The organism is Flavobacteriales bacterium (assembly GCA_016715895.1).
Lineage (GTDB): Bacteria > Bacteroidota > Bacteroidia > Flavobacteriales_F > PHOS-HE28 > PHOS-HE28.
On the sequence record JADJXH010000003.1, the window covers coordinates 20,203 to 40,515 of the forward strand.

Genomic DNA, 20,313 nt, shown 5'->3' on the forward strand with positions numbered 1-20,313 from the left:
AACTCCCCCGGTCGCGGGCCTTGGATCAACGCCATCCGTGCAAGGGACCGGCGAAACGTGCCATTCCATGCAGCAGGAACCCGTACGCGTGGCCATTCTGGTGTTCCCGGCCTCCACGGCGTCCATCGTGCATGGCCTGTACGACCTGTTCCACGCGGCCGGCAGGGACTATGAGTCCATGGTGGGGAAGCCGGTGCGCGAGGATCTCTTTGAGCCCCGGATCGTGGCCGCACGGAGCGGGACGTTCTCACTGATGAACGGCCTCACCACCACGGTCCAGGTGCCCATCGCAGAGGCTGGCGTCCCCGACATCATCTGCGTGCCCGAGGTGGTGGCCACGCCGGAGGAGCCGATGGAGGGCCGCTTCGAGATGGAGATGGACTGGTTGCGGCGGTGCTATGCCCAGGGATCCATTCTCGCATCCGCGTGTACCGGTGCCCTGCTGCTGGCCGAGGCCGGCCTGTTGGATGAACATGAAGGCACCACCCATTGGGCCTTCTGCGATGTGATGCAGCAGCGGCATCCGCGTGTGCGCGTGAGGCCGAAAAGCGCCCTGGTGATGGCCGGTGAAGCCCAGCGGCTGGTGATGGCCGGTGGTGGCACCTCCTGGCTGGACCTGGCGCTCTACCTCATCGCCCGCAAGGCCGGTGTGGACACCGCCATGAACGTGGCGCGTGTGAGCATGATCGACTGGCATGTGAGCGGCCAGCAGCCCTATGCCACGGTGACCAGCTTGCGGCAGAGCCCCGATGGCGTCATCGCGAAATGCCAGACCTGGGCCGCGGAACGCTTCCACGAGGCCTCGCCCGTAGCCGGCATGGTACAGGTGAGCGGGCTGCCGGAACGCACCTTCAAACCGCGCTTCAAACAGGCCACCGGGCAGACGCCCCTGGAATACATCCACGCCCTGCGCATCGAAGAGGCGAAACGCCTGTTGGAGGTCAGCGACGAGCCCGTGGAGGCCATCGCCTTGGAATGCGGCTACGAGGATGCCGGTTTCTTCAACCGCATGTTCAAGCGCAGGGTGCAGCTCACGCCGGGCCAGTACCGCAAGCGCTTCGGCGGCATGCGCCGCGAACTCGCCGCGCGCATCTGAACCGACCGGTCTGTTCCGTACGAGGCTCGATCGAGCAAGGCCAACTGCCTGTCACAGTTCTCTGTAATTAACCAAATGGTTTAATACGTTTGCCGCACCGGGATCCACGGAGCATGTCGTCAGCCCTCGCCACCGACCGCCTGAGCCGCACCTTCCACGCGTTGAGCGACCCCACGCGCCGGGCCATCCTGTCGCGGCTTTCCAGCGGTCCGGCCTCGGTGAACGAACTGGCGGCGCCGTTCGCCATGAGCCTGCCGGCGGTGAGCAAGCACTTGAAGGTGCTGGAGCGTGCGCAGCTGATCAAGCGCGGACGGGAGGCGCAATGGCGGCCCTGTGAGCTGAAGGCCGAGCCGCTGAAGGAGGTGGATGCGTGGGTCGAGCAATACCGTGCGATGTGGGAGGCCCGTTTCGATCGGTTGGATGCGTACCTGCAGGAACTGCAGGGCAGGAAACCCCGGAGATGATGCGGCTGGAACACCTGCTGATCGATGAGCCGGTGGCGGCGCCGACCGGAGCGCGAGCCGACCGTGGACCAGGCGAGGGGCTTGTGTTCCGGCGAGCGTACCACGCCAGGCCGGAGCGGATCATGCACCATTGGTTGGATCCGAAGCTGCGCGAACGCTGGCTGCCGCTGCCGGCCAACGCCCGGATGGTCCCGCTGATGCAGGTGATCCCCGCCTCGCTCCGCGCCCAGCTCTCCGATGGGGTGCATTCGGCGGGGATCGAACTGCTGCTGAGCGACGATGGCCCCATCACCCTGCTCCAGCTCACCATCACCCCGCACGAGCCGTTGACACGCGCCATGTTGATCGACGCCGGCCACGCGGACCGTTGGGAGGAAACGCTGTACGCATTGGCGGATCAACTGGCACATTGACCCATGGCGTCCACGTCACAGCTCATCGGCGATCGGGAGATCATCATCACCCGCCACATGCGTGCGCCGCGAGCACTGGTGTGGAAGGCCTGCACGGAGCCCGGGCACATCGATCGCTGGTGGGGGCCGGACGGCTTCACCAATCGCACCCTCCGCATGGACTTCCGCGTGGGCGGCGAGTGGGCCTACACCATGACCGGTCCGGACGGCACCGTGTGGCCCAACCTGATCACCTACCGCGAGATCGAGCCCATCAGCCGCATCGCCTATGACCACGGAGACCCGGAGGATCCCAGGCAGTTCGAGGCCGAGCTGCGCTTCGAGGCGAAGGACGGCGGCACGCTGGTGACGCTGCGCACCGTGTTCCCGACCAGGGAGGCGCGCGATCTTGTGGTGGAGCGATACGGCGCCATGGAGGGTGGGAAGCAGACGCTCGCCCACCTGGATGAATACACAAGGAACCTGAGCATGGAGACCCCATGAACAAGCAAGCCCTCTTCAATTTCATCGTCGCGAAGGAGGACAGGTCCATCACGGTGGAGCGCTCCTTCGCCGCTCCCTTGGACCTGGTCTGGAGCGCATGGACCGATCCGGCGATCCTCTGCCAGTGGTGGGCGCCGAAGCCGTATGCATGCGTGATCACGTCGCTCGACCTCCGGGCGGGTGGCCGCTGGTCGTACTACATGCAGGGCCCCGAGGGCGATCGCCATTATTGCTTCTTCGACTATGAGACCGTGGTGCCGAAGTCCTCGTTCTCCGGTGCCGATGGCTTCTGCGACGAACAGGGGGTGATCAACACGGAGATGCCCAGGATGAAGTGGGAGAGCCGCTTCAGTGCGTCCGAAGGGGGCACCTTGGTCAGGGTCGTGATCCACTTCGAAGCCCCGGAGGACCTGGAGAAGATCATCGGGATGGGCTTCAAGGAAGGCTTCACCAAGGGCTTGGAGCAGTTGGAGGAGCTCTTCGCGAACACCACCTTCTACCACGGCACGAAGTCCGATCTGCGGCTGGGCGATCGGATCGAGCCCGGCTTCAATTCCAACTACGGCCAGCAGAAGACCGCCAAGTACGTGTACCTGACCGCCACCCTGGATGCCGCCACATGGGGCGCAGAGCTGGCCCAGGGCGAAGGGCGTGGCCGGATCTACATCGTGGAGCCCACGGGCCATTTCGAGAACGACCCCAACCTCACGGACAAGAAGTTCCCGGGGAATCCGACGCGCTCCTACCGCACCAAGGCCGCCTTGCGCGTGGTGGGGGAGGTGACCGATTGGTAAGGTCACCCGCACGAACAGCTCCAGGCCATGAAGGACCATCTCGCGCGGCTGAAGGAGCAAGGCATTGAAGCGATCGAGGACTAAGAGGCCATCCATTGGACCACCCATGAGCACCATGACCCGCATCACCGTCACCGCACTTGTCGCGAAGCCCGTGGCCCACGTCTGGACCATCTGGGCCGATCCGGCGCACATCATGCAATGGAACGCCGCCAACGATGAGTGGCACTGTCCCAAGGCCAGCAACGACCTGCGCAAGGGCGGGTCGTTCAGCAGCACCATGGCCGCGCGCGATGGCAGCTTCAGCTTCGACTTCGAAGGCGTGTACGACGACGTGCAGCTTCATCGGCGCATCGCCTATACCATTAGCGATGGACGCACCTGTGAGATCCTGTTCGAGGAGAAGGCTGACGGCACGCTGGTGACCGAATCCTTCGATGCGGAATCGCAGAACCCGGTGGAGATGCAACGGGCCGGCTGGCAGGCCATCCTGGACCGCTTCAAAGCGTATGCGGAGGCGCAGGCGTGATGCATCACCATACATCACGCACCTCATGAGCACCAAGGTCGAGATCGTTCCCCACGGGGATCGCGCGATCCGCATCACGCGCACCTTCCAGGCACCGCGCACCATGGTCTTCGATGCGATGACCACGGCCGATAGGATGTTGAACTGGTTCCATGGCGCGCCCGGTTGGACGCTTGTGCGGTGCGAGATCGACCTGCGGGTGGGCGGCACCTACCGCTGGGTGTGGCGAAATGCCGACGGACAGGAGATGGGCATGGGCGGCATGTACAAGGAGATCGTCCGGCCCGAACGCCTCGTGACCACGGAGAAGTTCGACCAAGCGTGGTATCCCGGCGAGGCCGTGGGAACGATGGTGCTGACCGAAGAGGGCGGAAGGACCTTGATGACCTTGACCGTTGAGTACGAGTCACCGACCGCACGCGATGGTGTACTTGCCGCGGAATTGGCGGACGGGATGGAGTTCGGCTACCAGCGCCTTGATCAATTCCTGTGGCAACGCTGATCCATCATGAACGCGCGCTTCGACCCTGCCGTGAACGCCTTGCTGGATGCGCATGATCACCCCTTGCGCAAGGAGATCGATGAGCTGCGCTGCATCATCCTCGGCGTCGACAGGTCGATCGAGGAAGGCGTGAAATGGAACACGGCCAGCTTCAGGACCGAAGACTGGTTCGCCACGCTGAACGGCCCGAAGCAGGTGAAGGAGCCGATGCTGATCCTGCACGCGGGCGCCAAGGCCAAAGGCCTCGTGCTGAAGGACCGGATCCCCGATCCGGAAGGCCTGATCACCTGGCTTGGCAACGACCGCGCGCAGATCGTCTTCCGGAATGCCACGGACATCATCGTGAACAAGAACGCCCTGTGCGCCGTCGTCAGCGCCTGGATCAAGCTCATCCGACCATGATCACCACACCCGAGATCGTCACCATCACCGAACAGCCTGCCGCCACCATCCACCTGGTGATCCCCGGCATGGAGATGCCCCTGCACATGGACCCCGCGATCCAGGAGATCCTCGCGCTCCTGGGCGAGCAGGGCCAACAGCCCGCCGGACCGATGTTCAGTTACCACCACCGCCGCCCCAGCGACACCTTCGACTTCGAGATCGGCTTCCCGGTATCGAGTGCGATCAAGGAGGAGGGGCGTGTGCGGAACAGCGCCCTGCCGGCGGGGAGGGTGGTGCGCGCCGTGTACCAAGGGCCCTATGAGCGGCTCGGCGATGCCTGGCGTGCGCTACAGGACTGGGTGCGGGCGCAGGAGCTTCCCGAGAGCGGGCGGTTCTATGAGCGTTACCTGAACAACCCGGAGGAGGTCGCCGACCCGAAGGACCACCGCACCGAACTGAACTGGTGCATCGGCTGAGCCGCATGAACGCGATCGACCATTACCTCGCCGCCCTTCCGGACACGCAGCGGGACGCACTGCAGCGGCTGCGCAAGCTGGTCCATGCGGCGGCACCCGGCACGGAGGAGCACTTCGCATACGGCGTCCCCGCCTTCAGGTACAACGGCCACCCCTTGCTCTACCTCGGCGCGTCGAAGCACCATTGCGGGCTCTACGGTTCGGTGCCGGTCGGGTTCAGGGAGCGGCTGAGGGATTTCGAGGTGAGCAAGGGCGCGATCCGCTTCACCCCGGAGAAGCCCCTGCCCGCCGACCTGGTGAAGGCCATCGTGAAGGCCAGGGTGGCGGAGATCGAGCTGCGGTGGCCGGTGAAGGCGAAGAAGAGCACGGTGCGCAAGGCCGCGCCAGGGAAATGAGCAACGAACCGCTCTCCGACCGCGAGGTGCGCACTTCGCGTGTGATCGCCGCTCCGCGGGAGCGCGTCTTCGCCGCATGGACCGATCCCGCGTCGCTTGCGCGGTGGTGGGGGCCGAAGGGCTTCACGAGCACCTTCCATCGCTTTGAGCCGGAGCCCGATGGCATCTGGGAGTTCACCATGCATGGCCCGGACGACAGGGCCTTCCGCAACACCTGCATCTTCACACGGGTGGAGCCGCCGGGCTATCTGGAGTTCGATCACCTGAAGGAGATGCACTTCTACACGGCGATGGTGCGCTTCACGGAGGTGACCGGTGGCACGGAGGTCGACTGGACCATGCGCTTCGAAACCGCAGAGGAGCTGGCCCCCATCCGCAGCTTCATCCAACAGGCCAACGAAGAGAACATGGACCGGCTCGAAGCCTTGCTCCGCCACCCTTGACCCCCACATCATCCGGTCCACGACCAGGGATCCCCGACCCATGAACACGCTCAACCTCACCTATTGGATCATCACCGGCCTCTTCAGTGGTTTCATGATCTTCTCGAGCATCGGCGGCATCACCCTGATGCCCGAGGCCGTGGCCATGCTGCACGACCATTTGGGCTATCCGCTGTATTTCATCCAGCTCATTTCATACGCCAAGGTGTTGGGCGCCATGGCGATCCTGCTGCCGATGGTGCCGGCCCGGGTGAAGGAGTGGGCGTACTTCGGCTTCTTCATCGATCTGGTGGCGGCCGTGATCTCGTTCATCGCCGTGGGTGATCCGGTCACGGGCTGGGCGCCGATGCTGCTCTTCATCGGTGTGCTGGCCTGGGCGTATGTGCTGCACCATCGAAGGCTGATCGCTCGCGTCGCCGGATGAACGATCCTTCCGCTTCCTTTGAGGCATGGACCCGATCACCGCCCAACGCGCTCGCAACCAGGTGAGCACCCCTGCACCGGACGAGATCCGCATCACCCGGGTCTTCGACGCCCCGCAGCAGCTGGTGTGGGAGGCCTGGACCACCCCCGCGATGCTTGTGCATTGGTTCGGGTGCGCGGTGTTCAGCACCGTGGATGCCGCCACCGATCTGCGCGCGGGTGGTTCGTGGCGCGTCGTGCTGCGCACCCCCGATGGCGAGGACATCCCCTGCTACGGCACGTACACCGCGGTGCGCCCCATCGACCATCTCGCCTTCACGCACCAATGGGAGAAGCAGCCCGTGGACGTGAATCCGGCGCACCACCGCACGCTGGTGGAGGTGGACCTGCACGGGGAAGGTCCCCGCACACGCCTGGAGTTCCGCCAGACAGGCCTTGCCACGGAGCCCTCACGCGACAGCCACATCGGCGGCTGGTGCGACAGTATGGATGCGCTGGCCGTGCAGCTCGGAAGGATGGTCCCCTCCGAACGTGGTTGAAGCGGGACGCAGGTGCCGGCCGCCCTTCGCACCTTCGCGGCATGGATCCCCGTGCCACCGCCTTCCTCCGCCTGTTGACGATCATGGACGAGCTGCGCGCCCAATGTCCATGGGACAGGAAACAGACCATGGAGACGCTGCGGCCGCTCACGATCGAAGAGACCTACGAGCTGGGCGATGCCATCCTGGAGAACGACCTGCAGGAGGTGAAGAAGGAGCTGGGCGACCTGCTTCTGCACATGGTGTTCTACGCCAAGATCGGCAGTGAGCAGGGGGCCTTCGACATCACCGATGTGCTGAACGGCATCTGCGAGAAGCTCATCCACCGGCATCCGCACATTTACGGGGACGTGAAGGTGGCCGACGAGGAGGAGGTGAAGGCCAACTGGGAGAAGATCAAGCTGGCGGAGAAGGCCAAGGCGGGGGGCACTGCCAAGAGCGTGTTGGAAGGCGTGCCGAAAGGGCTGCCCTCGCTGGTGAAGGCCATCCGCATCCAGGACAAGGCGCGCGGGGTGGGCTTTGACTGGGAGCATCGCGACCAGGTCTGGGAGAAGATGCACGAGGAACTGGGCGAGCTCAAGCGCGAGGTGGAGGCGGGCTCCGCGAGGCAGGCCGACGAAGTGGGCGACGTGCTCTTCAGCATCGTGAACTACGCCCGCTTCCTCGGGGTCGATCCGGATGAGGCGCTGGAACGCACCAACCGCAAGTTCATCCGCCGCTTCCAGTTCCTGGAGCGCGAGAGCGCCCGTGACGGTCGACGGCTGGGTGAGATGACCCTGGCGGAGATGGATGCGTACTGGGAGCGGGCGAAGGCGCTCGACGGATGAGGCGCCCCATTGGATGCGTTCGCAGCACGGCACGGGACCGTTCTCATGACACGGCCGTGTCGGACCCGCGGCACGCAGCACCGATCTTTGCCCCGTGGTCCGTGGTCCCCGTTTCTTCCTGATCGCGCTCGCGCTGGCGGCGGGCACGGGTTCACAGGCCCAATGCGTGAACCCCATCGCCGCCTTCCCCTACAACGAAGGGTTCGAGAACGGGCCGCAGTGGACCGCCGGCGGCATCAGCAGTGACTGGGCCTGGGGCACGCCGGCGCACCCGTCGATCAACAGCGCCGGGGGCGGGCTGCGCAGCTGGTGCGTGGGCGGCCTCACGGGCACCTTCTACAACTACGGTCAGCTGAGCTGGCTGGAGAGCCCGTGCTTCGACATGTCCGCGCTGGATCACCCCTGGATCTCCTTCAAGATCTTCTGGGAGTGCGAACGGCAGTACGATGGCATGGTCTTCCAGCTCTCGCTGAACGGGGGACAGAACTGGAGCAACGTGGGGGCCTGGGGCGATCCGGTGGACTGCCTCAACGACAACTGGTTCAACGCGGGCAACATCACCAACCTCACGTCGGCGAGCCCCAAGCATGGATGGAGCGGGCGCAGCGGCCCCACCAGCGGCAGTTGCCAGGGTGGCTTCGGCAGCGGCGGCTGGGTCACCGCCAAGCACTGCATCCCCGCCGCGGCCAACCAGCCGCAGGTCCTCTTCCGCTTCCTGTTCGGCGCCGGCACCCAGTGCAACGGCTACGACGGCATCGCCATCGACGACATCCTCATCCAGGAGGCCGAGGGTGCCATCGCGGACTTCACCTGGGCCTGCACGGAAGCCTCCGCCACGTTCACGCCGGTGGCGGGCGGGTGCCCCACGAGCTGGTCCTGGGACTTCGGCGATCCGGCCTCCGGTGCGCAGAACAGCTCGTTCTCCCAGACCCCGTCACACACCTTCTCCGGTCCGGGCACCTACGCCGTCACCCTCACCACCGATGGTCCGTGCAGCGATCCGGTGAGCGTCACGCTGCCGGTGGTGGTGCCCGAGGTGAGCGTGGACGTCACCGATGCGGACTGCGCTGGTGGCCTGGGTTCGGCCACGGCGGTGGTCGCCGCAGGCACAGGCCTCACCTACAGCTGGTCACCGGGCGGTGGCACATCAGCGTCCATCACCGGGCTCGCTCCCGGCAGCTATACGGTCACCGTCACCGAAGCGGGCGGCTGCTCGTCCTCGGCCACCGGGGTGGTGAACGGGCCGGTCCCGGTGCAGGTGCAGGCCATGGCCGACACCGCGGTATGCGAGGGCTCCCCCCTCACGCTCGTTGCTGCGAGCAGCGGTGGTTCGGGGAGCATCCAGCTCGCCTGGTCGCCGGCGGGCCCCGTGCTGAACCCCGCGGTCGCGGGCACCTACGCCGTGGTGGCCACGGACGCCGCCGGCTGCTCCAGCCTTCCGGACGAGGTGGTGGTGGCCGTGGTGGCGCCACCGTCACCCCTCGTTCTGGCGGACCTGACCGAGGGCTGTGCACCCGTGTGCGTGAACCTGACCGCCCAAAGCGGAAGTAGCGGCCCCATCACCTGGGACCTCGGGGATGGCAGCAGCGCCGTGGGTGCATCCGTTCAGCACTGCTATACGGGGGAGGGCCTGTTCGTGCCCTCGGTGGTGCAGGAGGCCCTGCCGGGTTGTTCCGGAAGCGCGAGCGGCGGGCCGATCGCCGTGAACGCCCGGCCGGTGGCTTCCTTCAGCGTGCCGTCGGTGGTGGAGGAGGGTACGGGAGCAGTGCCGATCGTGGACGGCTCGCTGGATGCGGTGCTCTGGTCATGGGACCTGGGCGACGGCAGCACGGCGAACGGCCCGCAGCCACAGCACGTGTATGATGGCACGGGATGCCGCACCATCACCCTCGTCGTCACCGATGCCGGGGGCTGCACCGATGCCGCCTCCGCGGAGGTGTGTGTGGAGGGCGACTATGCGTTCCATGCGCCGAACGCCTTCACGCCCGATGCGGACGGCATCAATGACATCTTCCTCCCGCTGACCACCGTGCAGCGCCCGCAGGCGTACGAGCTCCGCATCTACGACCGATGGGGTGCGTTGCGCTTCGCCTCCACCGAGCTCACCGCGGGTTGGACGGGGGACGGCGAGCCGCAGGGGGTTTACGCCTGGACGGTGATGCTGCGCGACGGGTTCGGCGAGCGGCGCCTGCACCGCGGGCATGTCTCGCTGCTGCGATAGCCGGTCAATGGGCCCGGGCCTGGGGATCCTGCACCGGCGTGGCCGGGGGTGAGGATCCGCGCTTCCGCTTGCGGCCCGCGTGCATGCCCCAGTTCACCGACAGGCATACCAGGTTGGCGTTCAGCCCTGCGTACGGAAAGCGTTCGACACCATCGACCACTTCACGGTAGTCGGTGTTGTGGAAGTTGGTGAGCGTGTACTTCACCGAGACGTTGAAGCCGAGCGGCGCCTGCACCCCGAGCATCACGCTCTGGAAGAACGGCTGTGTGCGGTCGCTGAACCACACATTGAACTTGTCCTCCTTCTTCTCGTTGGCGTAGCGCTTCTCCTTGTAGTTGAAGGGCAGCTCCAGCTCGTAGCCGGCGAACACGAGCACCTTGTGCATGCGGCCCAGCTTGATCCCCAGCGGAAGGCCCAGGGTGTAGGTGCGGTACTTGTACCGCTCGTTGCTGCGGGGCACGTCGTAGATGAAGCCGAGGTTGCGGATGCCGAGCCCGCTGAAGAAGCCCACGTGCGCACCGGCGTCCCAGTGCACCAGCACGCGCGGGTTCACGAAGGGGGCGAAACGCACGATGCCGCCCTGGCCGGACGGCACCGAGTCGCGCGACACGTTGAGGACGGGGAAGGAGAAGACCCACTCGGAGCCGTTGGTGAGGTACCACGTGCGCGGGTCAGGACGCTCCGGAGGTGTGAACGGAGAGGTCTGTGCGGAGGCATCGCCGTGCACGAGCAACAGGAGGACCGCGGGGAGGAGGTGCGTTCTCATGGTTGTGGCGTGGGAAGGTCGCGCAGGGCGAGGTACACGCGATGCATCGGCAGGCCCATCACGGTGTAGAAGCTGCCCTCGATGCGGGCGACGGCGGTGTAGCCGATCCAGTCCTGCACGCCATAGGCCCCGGCCTTGTCCAGCGGATGGTGGCGATCCACGTAGTAGGCGATCTCCTCGGGCTCCAGCGCGCGGAAGGACACCCGTGCCTCGTCGCTGAACCGCACGGTGCCGCCCAGCGTGCGCAGGCACACCCCGGTGACCACCCGGTGGGTGCGGCCGCTGAGCAGGGCGAGCATGCGGCGGGCGTCCGCGTCATCCTCGGGCTTGTTCAACAACAGGCTGGTCCCGGCACCCGAGGGGTCATCGAGCAGCACCGTGGTGTCGGCGGTCACCAGCACCTCGTCGGCGGCGAGCGGCGTGGTGTAGGCCATGGCCTTGCGCACGGCCAGTTCCTCGGCCACCTCGTCCAGCGCGAGGTCCGGTGGCGGTGTTTCATCCACGTCCAGCGGCACCACGCGCAGCGGAAGTTCGAGGCCTTCCAAGAGCTGGCGCCGTCGGGGTGAGGCGGAGGCGAGCACGATCCGCCAGGGGAGCAGGGGCTGCGCGCTCATGAAAGGTCCAGCACCAGGGGAATGAGCAGGCCGTAGCCGACGGCGAGCACCATGGCCACCTTCATCACGATCCCGGCGCGCACATGCGCACGCCGGTCGTGTGCGTTCCAGGTGAGGCCGGCGCTGATGAGCAGCGTGAGGATGAGCACCGCGATGGTCCAGTAGGAGAGGCGGTCGTCGAGGAAGGCGCGGCGCAGCAGCAGCAGGGCGGCCACGAGCACCAAGGTGTGCACGAGCACGATGGCCCGGGCGGCGCCCATGCCCCACACGATGGGGATCGTGCGGCATCCCAGGGCACGGTCGCCCGGCACATCGGCCATGTCCTTCTGCAGTTCGCGCACCAGGGTGGCCAGGAAGGCGAAGCCCGTGAAGGCGAACACCCAGTACCAGATCACCCGGAAGTAGAAGTGGACGGCGGCCTCATCGGCGAAGGCGGCAAGCAGTTCGCCGGTGTGCAGGCGCTGGGCGAGGGGGATCTCGTAGAGGCCGACGGTGAGCGGTACCAAGGCGGTGAGCGTTGCCACCAGCCCGTTGCCGATGATGAGCTGCCGCTTGAAGGTGGTGCTGTAAGTCCACAAGGCGCCGATGGCGAAGGGCGGGATCACGGCCAGCCGCCACAGGCCCGTGTGCGCCACCACGGCCCAGCCGCACAGGAGCCCCAGCCCGCTCAGGACCAGGTGCGCCGCCATGGCCTTCCGACGCGGCACCGAGCGTCCCACGATCAGTTCGTCGGGCTTGTTGATGCGGTCGATGCGCGTGTCGAAGTAGTCGTTGATGATGTTGCCGCCGGCGGCGATGAGCACCGTGCTGAGCACGAGCAGCGCGAACCAGGTCCCGCCCAGCGCAAGGGGCAGACCGCTGGCGCCGAGCAGCCCGCCCACCACGCCGTACCGCATCACGGCCATCGTGCCGGCGATGATGAGCAGGTTCAATGGACGGCTGAGGCGAAGGAGGGCCAGCATGGGTTCACCAGGTGTACGCACCGTCGGTCATCCAGCGTCCCTGCACCTTCATGGCCTGCTCGATCAGGTCGCGTACGCATCCGCCACCGCCGGGCAGGCGGCTCACGAAGTGGCTGATGGCCTTCACCTCCTCGGCCGCGTCGGACGGGCAGCAGGCCAGGGCCACGCGCCGCATCACGCGCAGGTCGGGGATGTCGTCGCCCATGTAGGCCGAACGCGCAGGGTCGAGCCGCTGTTCGGCGATAAGGCGCTCCACCAGCTCCAGCTTGTCGCGCGTACGGGTATGCACCTCGGTGACGCCGAGCCGCTGGAAGCTCTGGACCACGCCGTCGCTGTGTCCGCCGGTGACGATCACGATCCGCAGGCCTTCGCGAACGGCATGCTGCACGGCGTAGGCGTCGCGGGTGTGGAAGGTGCGCACCGGGTCCAGGCCGGGCATCAGCAGCACGCGGTTGTCGGTGAACACGCCGTCCACGTCGAACAGGAAGGTGTCCAGCGCGGCGAGGCGTTCCTTGTAGGTGGGTTCAGCGGGCATCGGGCGCTCGTGGATGCCGCTTCGCGATCAGGTCGGAGAGCAGCGCATAGGCGCGGCGAAGATCGGGATCGCCCTCCAACGCGGCGAGGTGGCGGTCGATCGTGCCGCGGTCGCCGCGGCGTGCGGGCCCGGTGAGCGCCTGCTCGGGACCCACGGCGGCGGCCTTGGCGGCGGTGGCCTTCCACAGCGGCGTCAGCAGGTCCGACGGGATGCCGCCACGCTCCAGCAGGGTGCACGATTCGGCGAAGAGGGCCACCGGGAAGTTGGAGGCGAACACGGCGGCGAGGTGCACCAGCCGGCGTTGGTCCAGGGGCAGCTCAACCACCTTGCCGCTGAGGCTGCGGGCCAGGTCGAGCAGCACGCGGCGGGCCTCCTCCCCGTTGGCGTCCACCACCAGCGGCACATGGCTCAGGTCGGCGGGCTCGCCGGGGCTCAGGCTCATCACGGGCCACAGCACGCCACGGTGCGCATGGGGCAGCAGGCGGTCCATGTCGGAGGCGCCGGAGAGATGGGCCACCACGCCCTCGCGGGCGCCCAGGCGGGCGGCCACCTGCGCGATGGCGTCGTCGCTCACGGCCAGCAGGGTGAGCGCTGCGGGCGGCAGCGGTTCGTCCGGCCCGAACGGCGTGGTGCGCAGGGCCAGGGCCAGCGGTTTGGCGGAGGAGGTGGAGCGGCCCACGACACCGGTCAGCGGAAGACCGGCTCGGGCGATGGCATGCCCCAGGTGGTGGGCCGCGCGGCCCGTTCCCACCAGCAGGATGCCTTCGCGCAGCGGCATGGTCAGGAGGTGCCGCTGCGGTCGCGCAGCCTTCGACGCACGGCCATCAGCGTGCCCAGGAACATGAGGATGCAACCCGTCCACAGGATGTTGATGCCCGGGAACACGATGGCCTGCATCACCACATACTCGCGCTCGAAGACGTTGAGCCCCACGCGGTCGCCGTCCACCGTGGCCAGCTCGAACTTCACGCGCAGCGGGTCCACGTCGAAGCCCTTTCCGGCCACGGGCCGGCCGTCGCGGTAGATGATCACGGGGCTGGCCTCGAACCAGCGCTCACGGTCGTAGAGGTCGCGCACCCGCATCCGCAGGGCGTACACCAGATAGTCGGGGCCCAGCATGCGGATGGTGACGCTGTCGCGCACGGTGCGCAGGCTGTCGATCAGGATCAGGCAGGTGGGGGTGACGATGGTGTCGCCGAGCTGCTTCTCGTAGAGGCGCGGCGGCATGTAGTGCACGCCGGCGCTGTCCTCGGCCTCGTCGGCGGCCAGGTCGGCGTAGCGCACGTGGGTGTACAGGTCGCGGTGGGGCCAGTGCTTGGTGCTCGGCTCTGCCACGTTGCCGAAGCGCGGGTTCAGCTGCACGAAGGGCTCCAGGGTGAAGAGGGGCTCGCCGGCGCGGGTGGCGGACCAGGGCTTCGCGCGCCACAGCGCGCGGCGGGGGAACTCCTCGATCGGCGTCCAGTGCGCGGGCTGGTCGGCCAGGAAGGTGGCCGAGGCCGTGTGCGCGTCGCGGCAGCTGAAGAGCATGTCGCCCACCTTCACGGTGTCGCCGGGCGCGTAGGCGGCGGGCACGGGGCGGAAGTACTCCGTCACGTAATGAAGGTTCACCCCTTCGGGCCGCTTGGCCGCATAGCGCACGTAGTACTCGCCCATGCGCACCGTGTCGCCGCGGTAGAGCAGGATGTCCGTGCTGTTGCTGAACTCCTCGTTCAGGAAGCGCAGGTCCATGCCCTGGGTGTTGCGGCTCATCTCGTTCTGGCGGCTGGTGCTGATGAGGGCGCCCAGCAGCACGAGGGCGAAGCCCACGTGGGCCACGGAGGGACCGGCGTGGGTGAGGCGGCCCTTCAGCACGGTGCGGATGTGGTCCAGGTTGGCCGCGGCCGAGAAGGCGGTGGCGAAGAAGAGCAGGATGAGGTTGAGGTCGGCCACGCGGTAGTCGAGCAGCACCACGCCCAGCGCGGTGAGCAGCAGGGCCACCACCAGGGAGAGGGCGATGGCACGGCGGAAGCGCTTCATGTCGGTGGACCGGTAGCGCAGGTACTGGACGAAGGCGCTGAGAACGGCGACGATGAAGGCGAAGGGCACCTGCCACTTGTTGTAGTGGGCGATGGCCTCACCGGGGGGGGCCAGTTTGGCGCGGGCCACCTGGCGGAGCCAGGCGCTGTCGAGGGTGTCGGCCAGCGCGGTGAGCGGCCCCTGGAAGGGCTCCAAAAGCAGGTTGAGCACGGGCACCGAAGTGCTGAAGGTGATCTGGGCCGCGCTGAGCAGCAGCACCAATGCGCCGATGAAGAGCCAGAACTCGCGGCTCCAGAGCGCCTCCTCCTCGGTCGGCTGGGGGAAGTCGCGGCGCTGGGCGATGAAGGTCCACACCGCGCTCACCACCAGGAAGAGCAGGATGGCCGGAACGGGCTGCTGCAGGGCGAGGCCGATCGCCAGCAGGGCCACGGCCACGATCGTGTAGAAGCGCTGCTGGCCCCGGTCGGTGTGCAGCATCACCACGGCCAGCCAGATGAAGAACAGCATGAAGAGGGTGAGCCCCGGCATCATGCCATCGCCGGTGAAGCTGTGCACGCTGGTGTCGCCGAGCACGCCGCTGCGGGTGAGGAAGGTGCTGTAGAGCACCAGGTGGAAGGTGACGAGCGTGAGCAGGAAGGTGGTGTAGACCGAGGTGGGCCGGTGGCGGTTCACGAGCATCAGGTGGCCGGCGGCCACCAGGGTGAGCCAGGGCACCAGGGAGGCGTTCTCCACGGGGTCCCAGGCCCAGAAGCCGCCGAAGCTGAGGGCCTCATAGGCCCAGGCACCACCCATCAGGATGCCGGTCCCCAGCACCATCACCCCGAAGAAGGTCCACGGCAGCGCGGGTGCGATCCAGGCCTGCAGCTCGCGGCGCCACAGGCCTGCGATGGCGTAGGCGAAGGGAACGAGCGTGGCGGCGAAGCCCAGGAACAGCGTGGGCGGATGGATCACCATCCAGTAGTTCTGCAGCAGCGGGTTGAGGCCGCGTCCGTCGGCGAACTGGGGGATGCGGGTGAGGTAGTCGGGGATGCGTGTCCACGGCAGCCCGAGGTTCTCCGGCAGCTCGCGGATCAGCAGGAAGGGGCTGCTGCCGATGCGCACATCGCCGATGTGCACGCCGAGCAGCATGCTGGCCAGGAAGAGCTGCACCAGGGCCACCACGGTCATCACGGGCGCTTCCCACGTTCCGCCGCGGCGGATCAGGACAAGGCCGATGCACACGTGCCAGAAGGTCCACAGCAGGAAGCTGCCCTCCTGGCCCTCCCAGAAGCAGCTCAGGATGTACTTCAACGGCATCTGCCGGTTGCTGTGCTTCCACACATAGTCGAACTCGAACCAGTGGTTGAACAGCATGGTGAAGAGCACCACCACGATGCCGAGCACGGCCGCGGCATGGAGGGCGAAGCCGGTGCGGGCCACGCTCCGCCAGGTGTCGTCCTGGCGTCGGGCGCTCCACCAGTAGGCACCGGCGGCCAGCAGCGCGCCGGCGAAGGAGAGCAGCGTGAGCAGGTGGCCGAGCTGGCCGGCCCAGGTGTGTTCGCCCGTGTAGCTCATTGAGGTGCCTCCCGCTCCAGCAGGGCTACACGCCCACCTGGTTCTGTTCGTTGTACTTGCTGGGGCACTTCATCAGCATGTCGGTGGCGTGGAACTCACCGCCCTCGGTGGCCTCACCGATGAGCACCAGGCGTTCGCTGCGCTCGAAGTCCTGCGGCTTGGCCTTGGCGAGCTTCACACGGCAGCTCCGCCCCTGCAGGTCCTGCATGGTGAACTCCGTGAGGCTGGCGTTCACGCTGGGTTCGTAGACGATATCCTGGCTGCGGTCCAGCACGCCCACCACGTGATACTCCCTTCCCGGGTTGGCCAGGGCCTCGTCGAGGTCGGCATAGGTGCTGCTGTCGCTCAGGGAGCCGATGAGGGCGGCGATGGCCACGGCGATGATGGCGATGGCGATGAGGTGGCTTCGTTTCATGCGTCGCGGTCGGGTTCGCGGCGTTGGCGTTCCAGGCGGGTGAGGCGTCGGTCGATGGCGGCCATCCATCCGGCCAGGCCCAGCAGCACCACCGCCACCACGGCGATCACGGCGTGCATGCGGCCCGAACCGTACAGGGTGTCGGCCAGCCAGGAAGGCGCTTCACCGGCCGCAAAGGTACCCAGCGGGAAGAGGGCGGCGACGAACAGCAGCGTCAGGCGTCGGTCACGCATGGTCGTGGAGGCGTTGCAGACGGTCCAGGCGGCGCGCCAGGGTCCACGCCCAGGTGCCCAGCAGCATCCAGCCGAGCACCGCGGGATAGAACACCAGCCGCAGCCGGTCGTCCAGGTCGTATTGGTTGAAGGCCGGGTTGCCGCCGTTGCCCGGATGCAGCGAATCGCTCAGGCGCGGCAGCACCATCAGGAAGACCATCATCAGCACGTAGGCGAAGATGTTGTAGACGGCGGCGAGGCGCGCGGCCTTGTGCGGGTCGCTCACCGAACCGCGCAGCACCAGGTAGGCGGCGTACACCAGCGTGGTGACGGCCGCTCCGTTGAGCTTGGTGTCGCTGGTCCACCAGCCGCCCCAGGTGACCCGCGCCCAGATGCTGCCGGTGATCAGACCGAGCACGGCGAAGAGCAGACCGACATGCACGGCGGCGAGCGCGGCGCCGTCGTGGTCCAACGAGCCGGTGCGCAGGTGCCTCAGGCTCATCACCACCGAGATGGTCATCAGCAGCATCATGGTGAACCACATGGGCACATGGAAGAAGAGGTTGCGGATGCTCTCGGTGAGCAGGCTGCGGTTGGGGAACCGGAAGCCCGGTGCCTGCGCGCGGCCTGCGGCGGGCGGGCAGGGGCTGTCCGCGATGCCATCGCCCCGGCCTTCGGTCCAGAAGGCATCGAGCAAGGCCAGCGTGTCGCCCCCGGCAGGCAGCACCACCAGGTGGGTGAGGTCGGCGCGGAGCCCGGCCGGCACGTCCACGGAGGCGGTGAGGTGCGTGGGGTCGTTCACAGCGACCCGGGTGGCGCACACGCGCTGTCCATCATTGCTGATCCACACCTGCGGCGGGGCGTCGGGGCTCAGTACGGTGCGGTAGGTGGTGATGCGCAACTCGACCGGGCCGGGGGCGATCCGGTCACGGTCCACATGCACCAGGGCGGGGGCGAGGTCGACCCCGAGGCCGAAGCCCACCACGGCCAGCAGCAGCGCGATGCCCAGGGCCTTCCACCAATGCCTCATCAGTCGCGCCAAAGGTAGGGGAACAGCAGGTAGGCGAGGGCCACGGTGAGCATGTCGATCAGCAGCAGCCACAGCAGGTAGGTGCCGGTGACATTGAGGCCGATGCCGTCGAGGGCGAGCTTGCTGGCGCGCAGGGCGCTGAGCAGCAGGGGCAGCACCAGGGGCAGGCCCAGCACGGCGGTGAGCCCCACGCCGTTGCCGGCGCGTGCGGCGATGGCCGAGATGAGCGTGAGCACCGCCGCGAAGCCGGTGCCGCCCAGGGCGACCGTGAGCAGGAAGAGGGCCACGTCGGCCTCGCGCAACGGATGGTCGCCCAGGAGCAGGATGTACACCGCCACGGTGACCAGGGCGAGGGCCAGCATCAGGCCCATGCTGTAGAGGGTGCGCGCGATCACCACGCTGCGCGGGTCGGCCAGGGTGTGCAGGTAGAGCTGGCGCCCGGCGTCCTCGCGCTGGAAGGCGCGCGTGAGGGTGTTGAACGCCGCGAAGAGCAGGATGATCCAGAGCAGCGCGTTCCACACCGGTGTGGTGGTGCCGCTGCGCAGGGCCAGGAAAGCGATGTAACAGGCGCCGACCGAGTAGAGCAGAAGCCCCGCCCACGCGGCGCGCTGCCGCAGGTCAAGGGCCAGCTCCAGGCGGATGATGGCGGCGATCTCCGAAAGGCGCATGCGGGGCCAAAGCTACCCGCAGGGCGGCGATCACTTCCGGCGCTTGGACCTCACCGACACGGCGCTCTTGGCGTAGACCAGATAGATGTCCACGTAAGGCCGCATGAGCTTGGGCATGGACCGGTTCTTCTCCACCGGCACGATGAGGACCACCTTGTCGTCCCAGGTCGCGCCCACGAAGGCCTTGTACTTGCCGAACTGGCTGATGCGCGCGCTGCGCTCCTCGTAGGTGTCGATGCCGTCCGGCCAGTTGCGCTCGTGGCTCCGGAACGCGACGGCCTCGATCTCCGGAATGCTCATGCCGGCGTCGGAGAGCGCCTGCCGGGCCACGGCATCGGCGCCCAGGTCGTAGGTGGCGTACACCTCGGCCGGCTTCAGGATCACGGCCTGGTCGCGGTCCTTCCAACGGGGACCTCGGCTGATCTCCGGGCGCTGACGCGCCGGTGCCGCGTCGGCCAGACCGGCATCGGCCACGGCCAGGAAGAGGTCGGCCGTGGGGCGCAGGTCCTCCGGCATGTGGATGTTGTCCTTGGCGGGGATCATCACCACCGTGAAGGGCACGGTGTCCTCGTGGAAGCTGAACATGCGGTAGGCCACGTAGTTGCCGATGTAGGGGGCGTTGGCTTGCCGCGCACTGTCGTTCATCAACGAGGCCGGCCAGAACTGCGCGCCGCTGTTGGTCACCACCAGGGCCTGCTGGTCGTCCGGCAGTCCGGTGGCCTGCAGGGCGGCCTTGGCCGCGCGGCCCTTGATGAGGTCGTTGCCGGTGCGGATCGCGTCCCATCGGGTGATCCGGACCTGTTGTTGGGCATGAAGGGCGAGCACGCAGCACGCCGCGAGGAGGGTGAAGAGGGACCTCATGGGGATCGATCGGCACCTTCCTACGCAGAAGGTCGGCCGAAAGGTACCTACGGCCGTCACCGCGAACGATCCCGACCTTCGCGTGTTCCTTTGCCACCATGCTCCGAACCCTCTTCTCCGGTATGTTCCTGCTCTCCCTCTTCGGCTGCGGCCGCGCCCAGGGCCCCATCGCGCCCGTGTCCCCGATGGCGCCCTTCCATGCGCTGAAGGCCACCGACATCGCGGGCGCACCGGTCGACCTGTCGGCCTACAAGGGCCATCCGGTGCTCATCGTGAACACCGCCAGCCGCTGCGGCCACACGCCGCAATACGCCAAGCTGCAGGAGCTCTTCGGGCGCTACGAGGCGAAGGGCCTGGTGATCCTCGGCTTCCCCAGCAACGACTTCATGCGGCAGGAGCCCGGCGACAACGCCGAGATCGCCGAGTTCTGCACGAAGAACTACGGGGTCACCTTCCCCATGATGAGCAAGGTGCAGGTGAAAGGCGACGAACGCGACCCCGTCTATCAGTGGCTCACCCGCAAGGACCTCAACGGGGCCCTGGACAGCAAGGTGAAGTGGAACTTCCAGAAGTACCTCGTGGACGGCCAGGGGCGCCTGATCGGTGTGTTCGATCCCGGCACCGACCCGCTCGATCCGTCCATCACCACCCTCATCGACGCCAACCTATGAACCGTCCGCTGCCGCTGCTG

At 67.2% G+C, this 20,313-nt stretch carries 26 protein-coding genes and 2 pseudogenes; 17 read left to right on the forward strand and 11 right to left on the reverse strand.

Annotated features, from left to right (window positions below; all coding sequences use genetic code 11):
- Window positions 1-67: 67 nt before the first annotated feature.
- The 16 genes and pseudogenes from IPM49_00250 to IPM49_00325 all read left to right on the forward strand — a co-directional run bounded on the left by IPM49_00250 (window position 68) and on the right by IPM49_00325 (window position 9,989).
- On the forward strand, window positions 68-1,096 hold the full coding sequence (locus IPM49_00250; GenBank protein MBK9272957.1) for a helix-turn-helix domain-containing protein: 1,029 nt from the start codon (window positions 68-70) through the stop codon (window positions 1,094-1,096).
- 113 nt (window positions 1,097-1,209) lie between these two features.
- Entirely contained in the window at window positions 1,210-1,560 is a 351-nt protein-coding gene (locus IPM49_00255) for a winged helix-turn-helix transcriptional regulator (protein MBK9272958.1), read from the forward strand.
- On the forward strand, window positions 1,560-1,973 hold the full coding sequence (locus tag IPM49_00260; GenBank protein MBK9272959.1) for a hypothetical protein: 414 nt from the start codon (window positions 1,560-1,562) through the stop codon (window positions 1,971-1,973). The genes IPM49_00255 and IPM49_00260 overlap by 1 nt, the downstream gene beginning before the upstream one ends.
- Window positions 1,974-1,976: 3 nt before the next feature.
- Window positions 1,977-2,456 (forward strand): SRPBCC domain-containing protein, encoded by a 480-nt coding sequence (locus IPM49_00265; GenBank protein MBK9272960.1) that lies wholly within the window; start codon window positions 1,977-1,979, stop codon window positions 2,454-2,456.
- Window positions 2,453-2,872, forward strand: a pseudogene (locus tag IPM49_00270) (SRPBCC domain-containing protein). The gene IPM49_00265 and the pseudogene IPM49_00270 overlap by 4 nt, the downstream one beginning before the upstream one ends.
- Before the next feature lie 12 nt (window positions 2,873-2,884).
- Window positions 2,885-3,334: pseudogene (arr, locus tag IPM49_00275) on the forward strand (NAD(+)--rifampin ADP-ribosyltransferase).
- A gap of 22 nt (window positions 3,335-3,356) precedes the next feature.
- The gene (locus tag IPM49_00280) at window positions 3,357-3,779 is read left to right on the forward strand and encodes an SRPBCC family protein (GenBank protein MBK9272961.1); all 423 of its coding nucleotides are present in this window, start codon (window positions 3,357-3,359) and stop codon (window positions 3,777-3,779) included.
- A gap of 25 nt (window positions 3,780-3,804) precedes the next feature.
- Window positions 3,805-4,281 (forward strand): SRPBCC family protein, encoded by a 477-nt coding sequence (locus IPM49_00285; GenBank protein ID MBK9272962.1) that lies wholly within the window; start codon window positions 3,805-3,807, stop codon window positions 4,279-4,281.
- A gap of 6 nt (window positions 4,282-4,287) precedes the next feature.
- A complete protein-coding gene (locus IPM49_00290) occupies window positions 4,288-4,683 on the forward strand; it encodes a DUF1801 domain-containing protein (GenBank protein ID MBK9272963.1) in 396 nt (131 codons plus the stop codon).
- Window positions 4,680-5,141: a GyrI-like domain-containing protein gene (locus tag IPM49_00295; GenBank protein MBK9272964.1), complete on the forward strand. Its 462-nt coding sequence runs from the start codon at window positions 4,680-4,682 to the stop codon at window positions 5,139-5,141. The genes IPM49_00290 and IPM49_00295 overlap by 4 nt, the downstream gene beginning before the upstream one ends.
- Window positions 5,142-5,146: 5 nt before the next feature.
- A complete protein-coding gene (locus tag IPM49_00300) occupies window positions 5,147-5,536 on the forward strand; it encodes a DUF1801 domain-containing protein (protein ID MBK9272965.1) in 390 nt (129 codons plus the stop codon).
- A complete protein-coding gene (locus IPM49_00305; GenBank protein ID MBK9272966.1) occupies window positions 5,533-5,979 on the forward strand; it encodes an SRPBCC domain-containing protein in 447 nt (148 codons plus the stop codon). Before IPM49_00300 ends, IPM49_00305 begins: the two co-directional genes overlap by 4 nt.
- 40 nt (window positions 5,980-6,019) lie before the next feature.
- Window positions 6,020-6,403 carry a DoxX family protein gene (locus tag IPM49_00310; GenBank protein MBK9272967.1) on the forward strand — a complete coding sequence of 128 codons (384 nt, stop codon included), beginning with the start codon at window positions 6,020-6,022 and terminating at the stop codon, window positions 6,401-6,403.
- Window positions 6,404-6,428: 25 nt separating this feature from the next.
- On the forward strand, window positions 6,429-6,941 hold the full coding sequence (locus IPM49_00315; protein ID MBK9272968.1) for an SRPBCC domain-containing protein: 513 nt from the start codon (window positions 6,429-6,431) through the stop codon (window positions 6,939-6,941).
- A gap of 41 nt (window positions 6,942-6,982) precedes the next feature.
- Entirely contained in the window at window positions 6,983-7,768 is a 786-nt protein-coding gene (gene mazG, locus IPM49_00320; protein MBK9272969.1) for a nucleoside triphosphate pyrophosphohydrolase, read from the forward strand.
- A gap of 94 nt (window positions 7,769-7,862) precedes the next feature.
- Window positions 7,863-9,989 (forward strand): PKD domain-containing protein, encoded by a 2,127-nt coding sequence (locus IPM49_00325; GenBank protein MBK9272970.1) that lies wholly within the window; start codon window positions 7,863-7,865, stop codon window positions 9,987-9,989.
- A 4-nt stretch (window positions 9,990-9,993) separates the two neighbouring features.
- On the opposite strand, the gene IPM49_00330 is transcribed toward IPM49_00325, so the two are convergent.
- The 11 genes from IPM49_00330 to IPM49_00380 are packed head-to-tail and all read right to left on the reverse strand — an operon-like array spanning window position 9,994 to window position 19,622.
- The gene (locus IPM49_00330) at window positions 9,994-10,755 is read right to left on the reverse strand and encodes a hypothetical protein (protein MBK9272971.1); all 762 of its coding nucleotides are present in this window, start codon (window positions 10,753-10,755) and stop codon (window positions 9,994-9,996) included.
- Window positions 10,752-11,369 (reverse strand): septum formation protein Maf, encoded by a 618-nt coding sequence (gene maf / locus IPM49_00335; GenBank protein MBK9272972.1) that lies wholly within the window; start codon window positions 11,367-11,369, stop codon window positions 10,752-10,754. Before maf ends, IPM49_00330 begins: the two co-directional genes overlap by 4 nt.
- Entirely contained in the window at window positions 11,366-12,331 is a 966-nt protein-coding gene (locus IPM49_00340) for a geranylgeranylglycerol-phosphate geranylgeranyltransferase (protein MBK9272973.1), read from the reverse strand. The genes maf and IPM49_00340 overlap by 4 nt, the downstream gene beginning before the upstream one ends.
- 4 nt (window positions 12,332-12,335) lie before the next feature.
- A complete protein-coding gene (locus tag IPM49_00345) occupies window positions 12,336-12,866 on the reverse strand; it encodes a 3-deoxy-D-manno-octulosonate 8-phosphate phosphatase (protein ID MBK9272974.1) in 531 nt (176 codons plus the stop codon).
- Window positions 12,856-13,644 carry a DUF2520 domain-containing protein gene (locus tag IPM49_00350; GenBank protein MBK9272975.1) on the reverse strand — a complete coding sequence of 263 codons (789 nt, stop codon included), beginning with the start codon at window positions 13,642-13,644 and terminating at the stop codon, window positions 12,856-12,858. The genes IPM49_00345 and IPM49_00350 overlap by 11 nt, the downstream gene beginning before the upstream one ends.
- Window positions 13,645-13,646: 2 nt before the next feature.
- Window positions 13,647-16,436, reverse strand: coding sequence for a cytochrome c biogenesis protein CcsA (ccsA, locus tag IPM49_00355; GenBank protein ID MBK9272976.1), 2,790 nt, complete (start codon window positions 16,434-16,436; stop codon window positions 13,647-13,649).
- Window positions 16,437-16,461: 25 nt separating this feature from the next.
- A complete protein-coding gene (locus IPM49_00360) occupies window positions 16,462-16,851 on the reverse strand; it encodes a cytochrome c maturation protein CcmE (protein MBK9272977.1) in 390 nt (129 codons plus the stop codon).
- On the reverse strand, window positions 16,848-17,084 hold the full coding sequence (locus IPM49_00365) for a hypothetical protein (GenBank protein ID MBK9272978.1): 237 nt from the start codon (window positions 17,082-17,084) through the stop codon (window positions 16,848-16,850). Before IPM49_00365 ends, IPM49_00360 begins: the two co-directional genes overlap by 4 nt.
- Window positions 17,077-18,093, reverse strand: coding sequence for a cytochrome c biogenesis protein CcsA (ccsA, locus tag IPM49_00370; GenBank protein MBK9272979.1), 1,017 nt, complete (start codon window positions 18,091-18,093; stop codon window positions 17,077-17,079). Before ccsA (IPM49_00370) ends, IPM49_00365 begins: the two co-directional genes overlap by 8 nt.
- A complete protein-coding gene (locus tag IPM49_00375) occupies window positions 18,093-18,761 on the reverse strand; it encodes a heme exporter protein CcmB (protein ID MBK9272980.1) in 669 nt (222 codons plus the stop codon). The genes ccsA (IPM49_00370) and IPM49_00375 overlap by 1 nt, the downstream gene beginning before the upstream one ends.
- Window positions 18,762-18,791: 30 nt before the next feature.
- Window positions 18,792-19,622, reverse strand: a complete 831-nt coding sequence (locus IPM49_00380) for a hypothetical protein (GenBank protein MBK9272981.1) — start codon at window positions 19,620-19,622, stop codon at window positions 18,792-18,794.
- Between the two features lie 185 nt (window positions 19,623-19,807).
- Between IPM49_00380 and IPM49_00385 the strand changes: the two genes are divergently transcribed.
- Window positions 19,808-20,293: a glutathione peroxidase gene (locus tag IPM49_00385; GenBank protein ID MBK9272982.1), complete on the forward strand. Its 486-nt coding sequence runs from the start codon at window positions 19,808-19,810 to the stop codon at window positions 20,291-20,293.
- The last annotated feature ends 20 nt before the right edge of the window (window positions 20,294-20,313 follow it).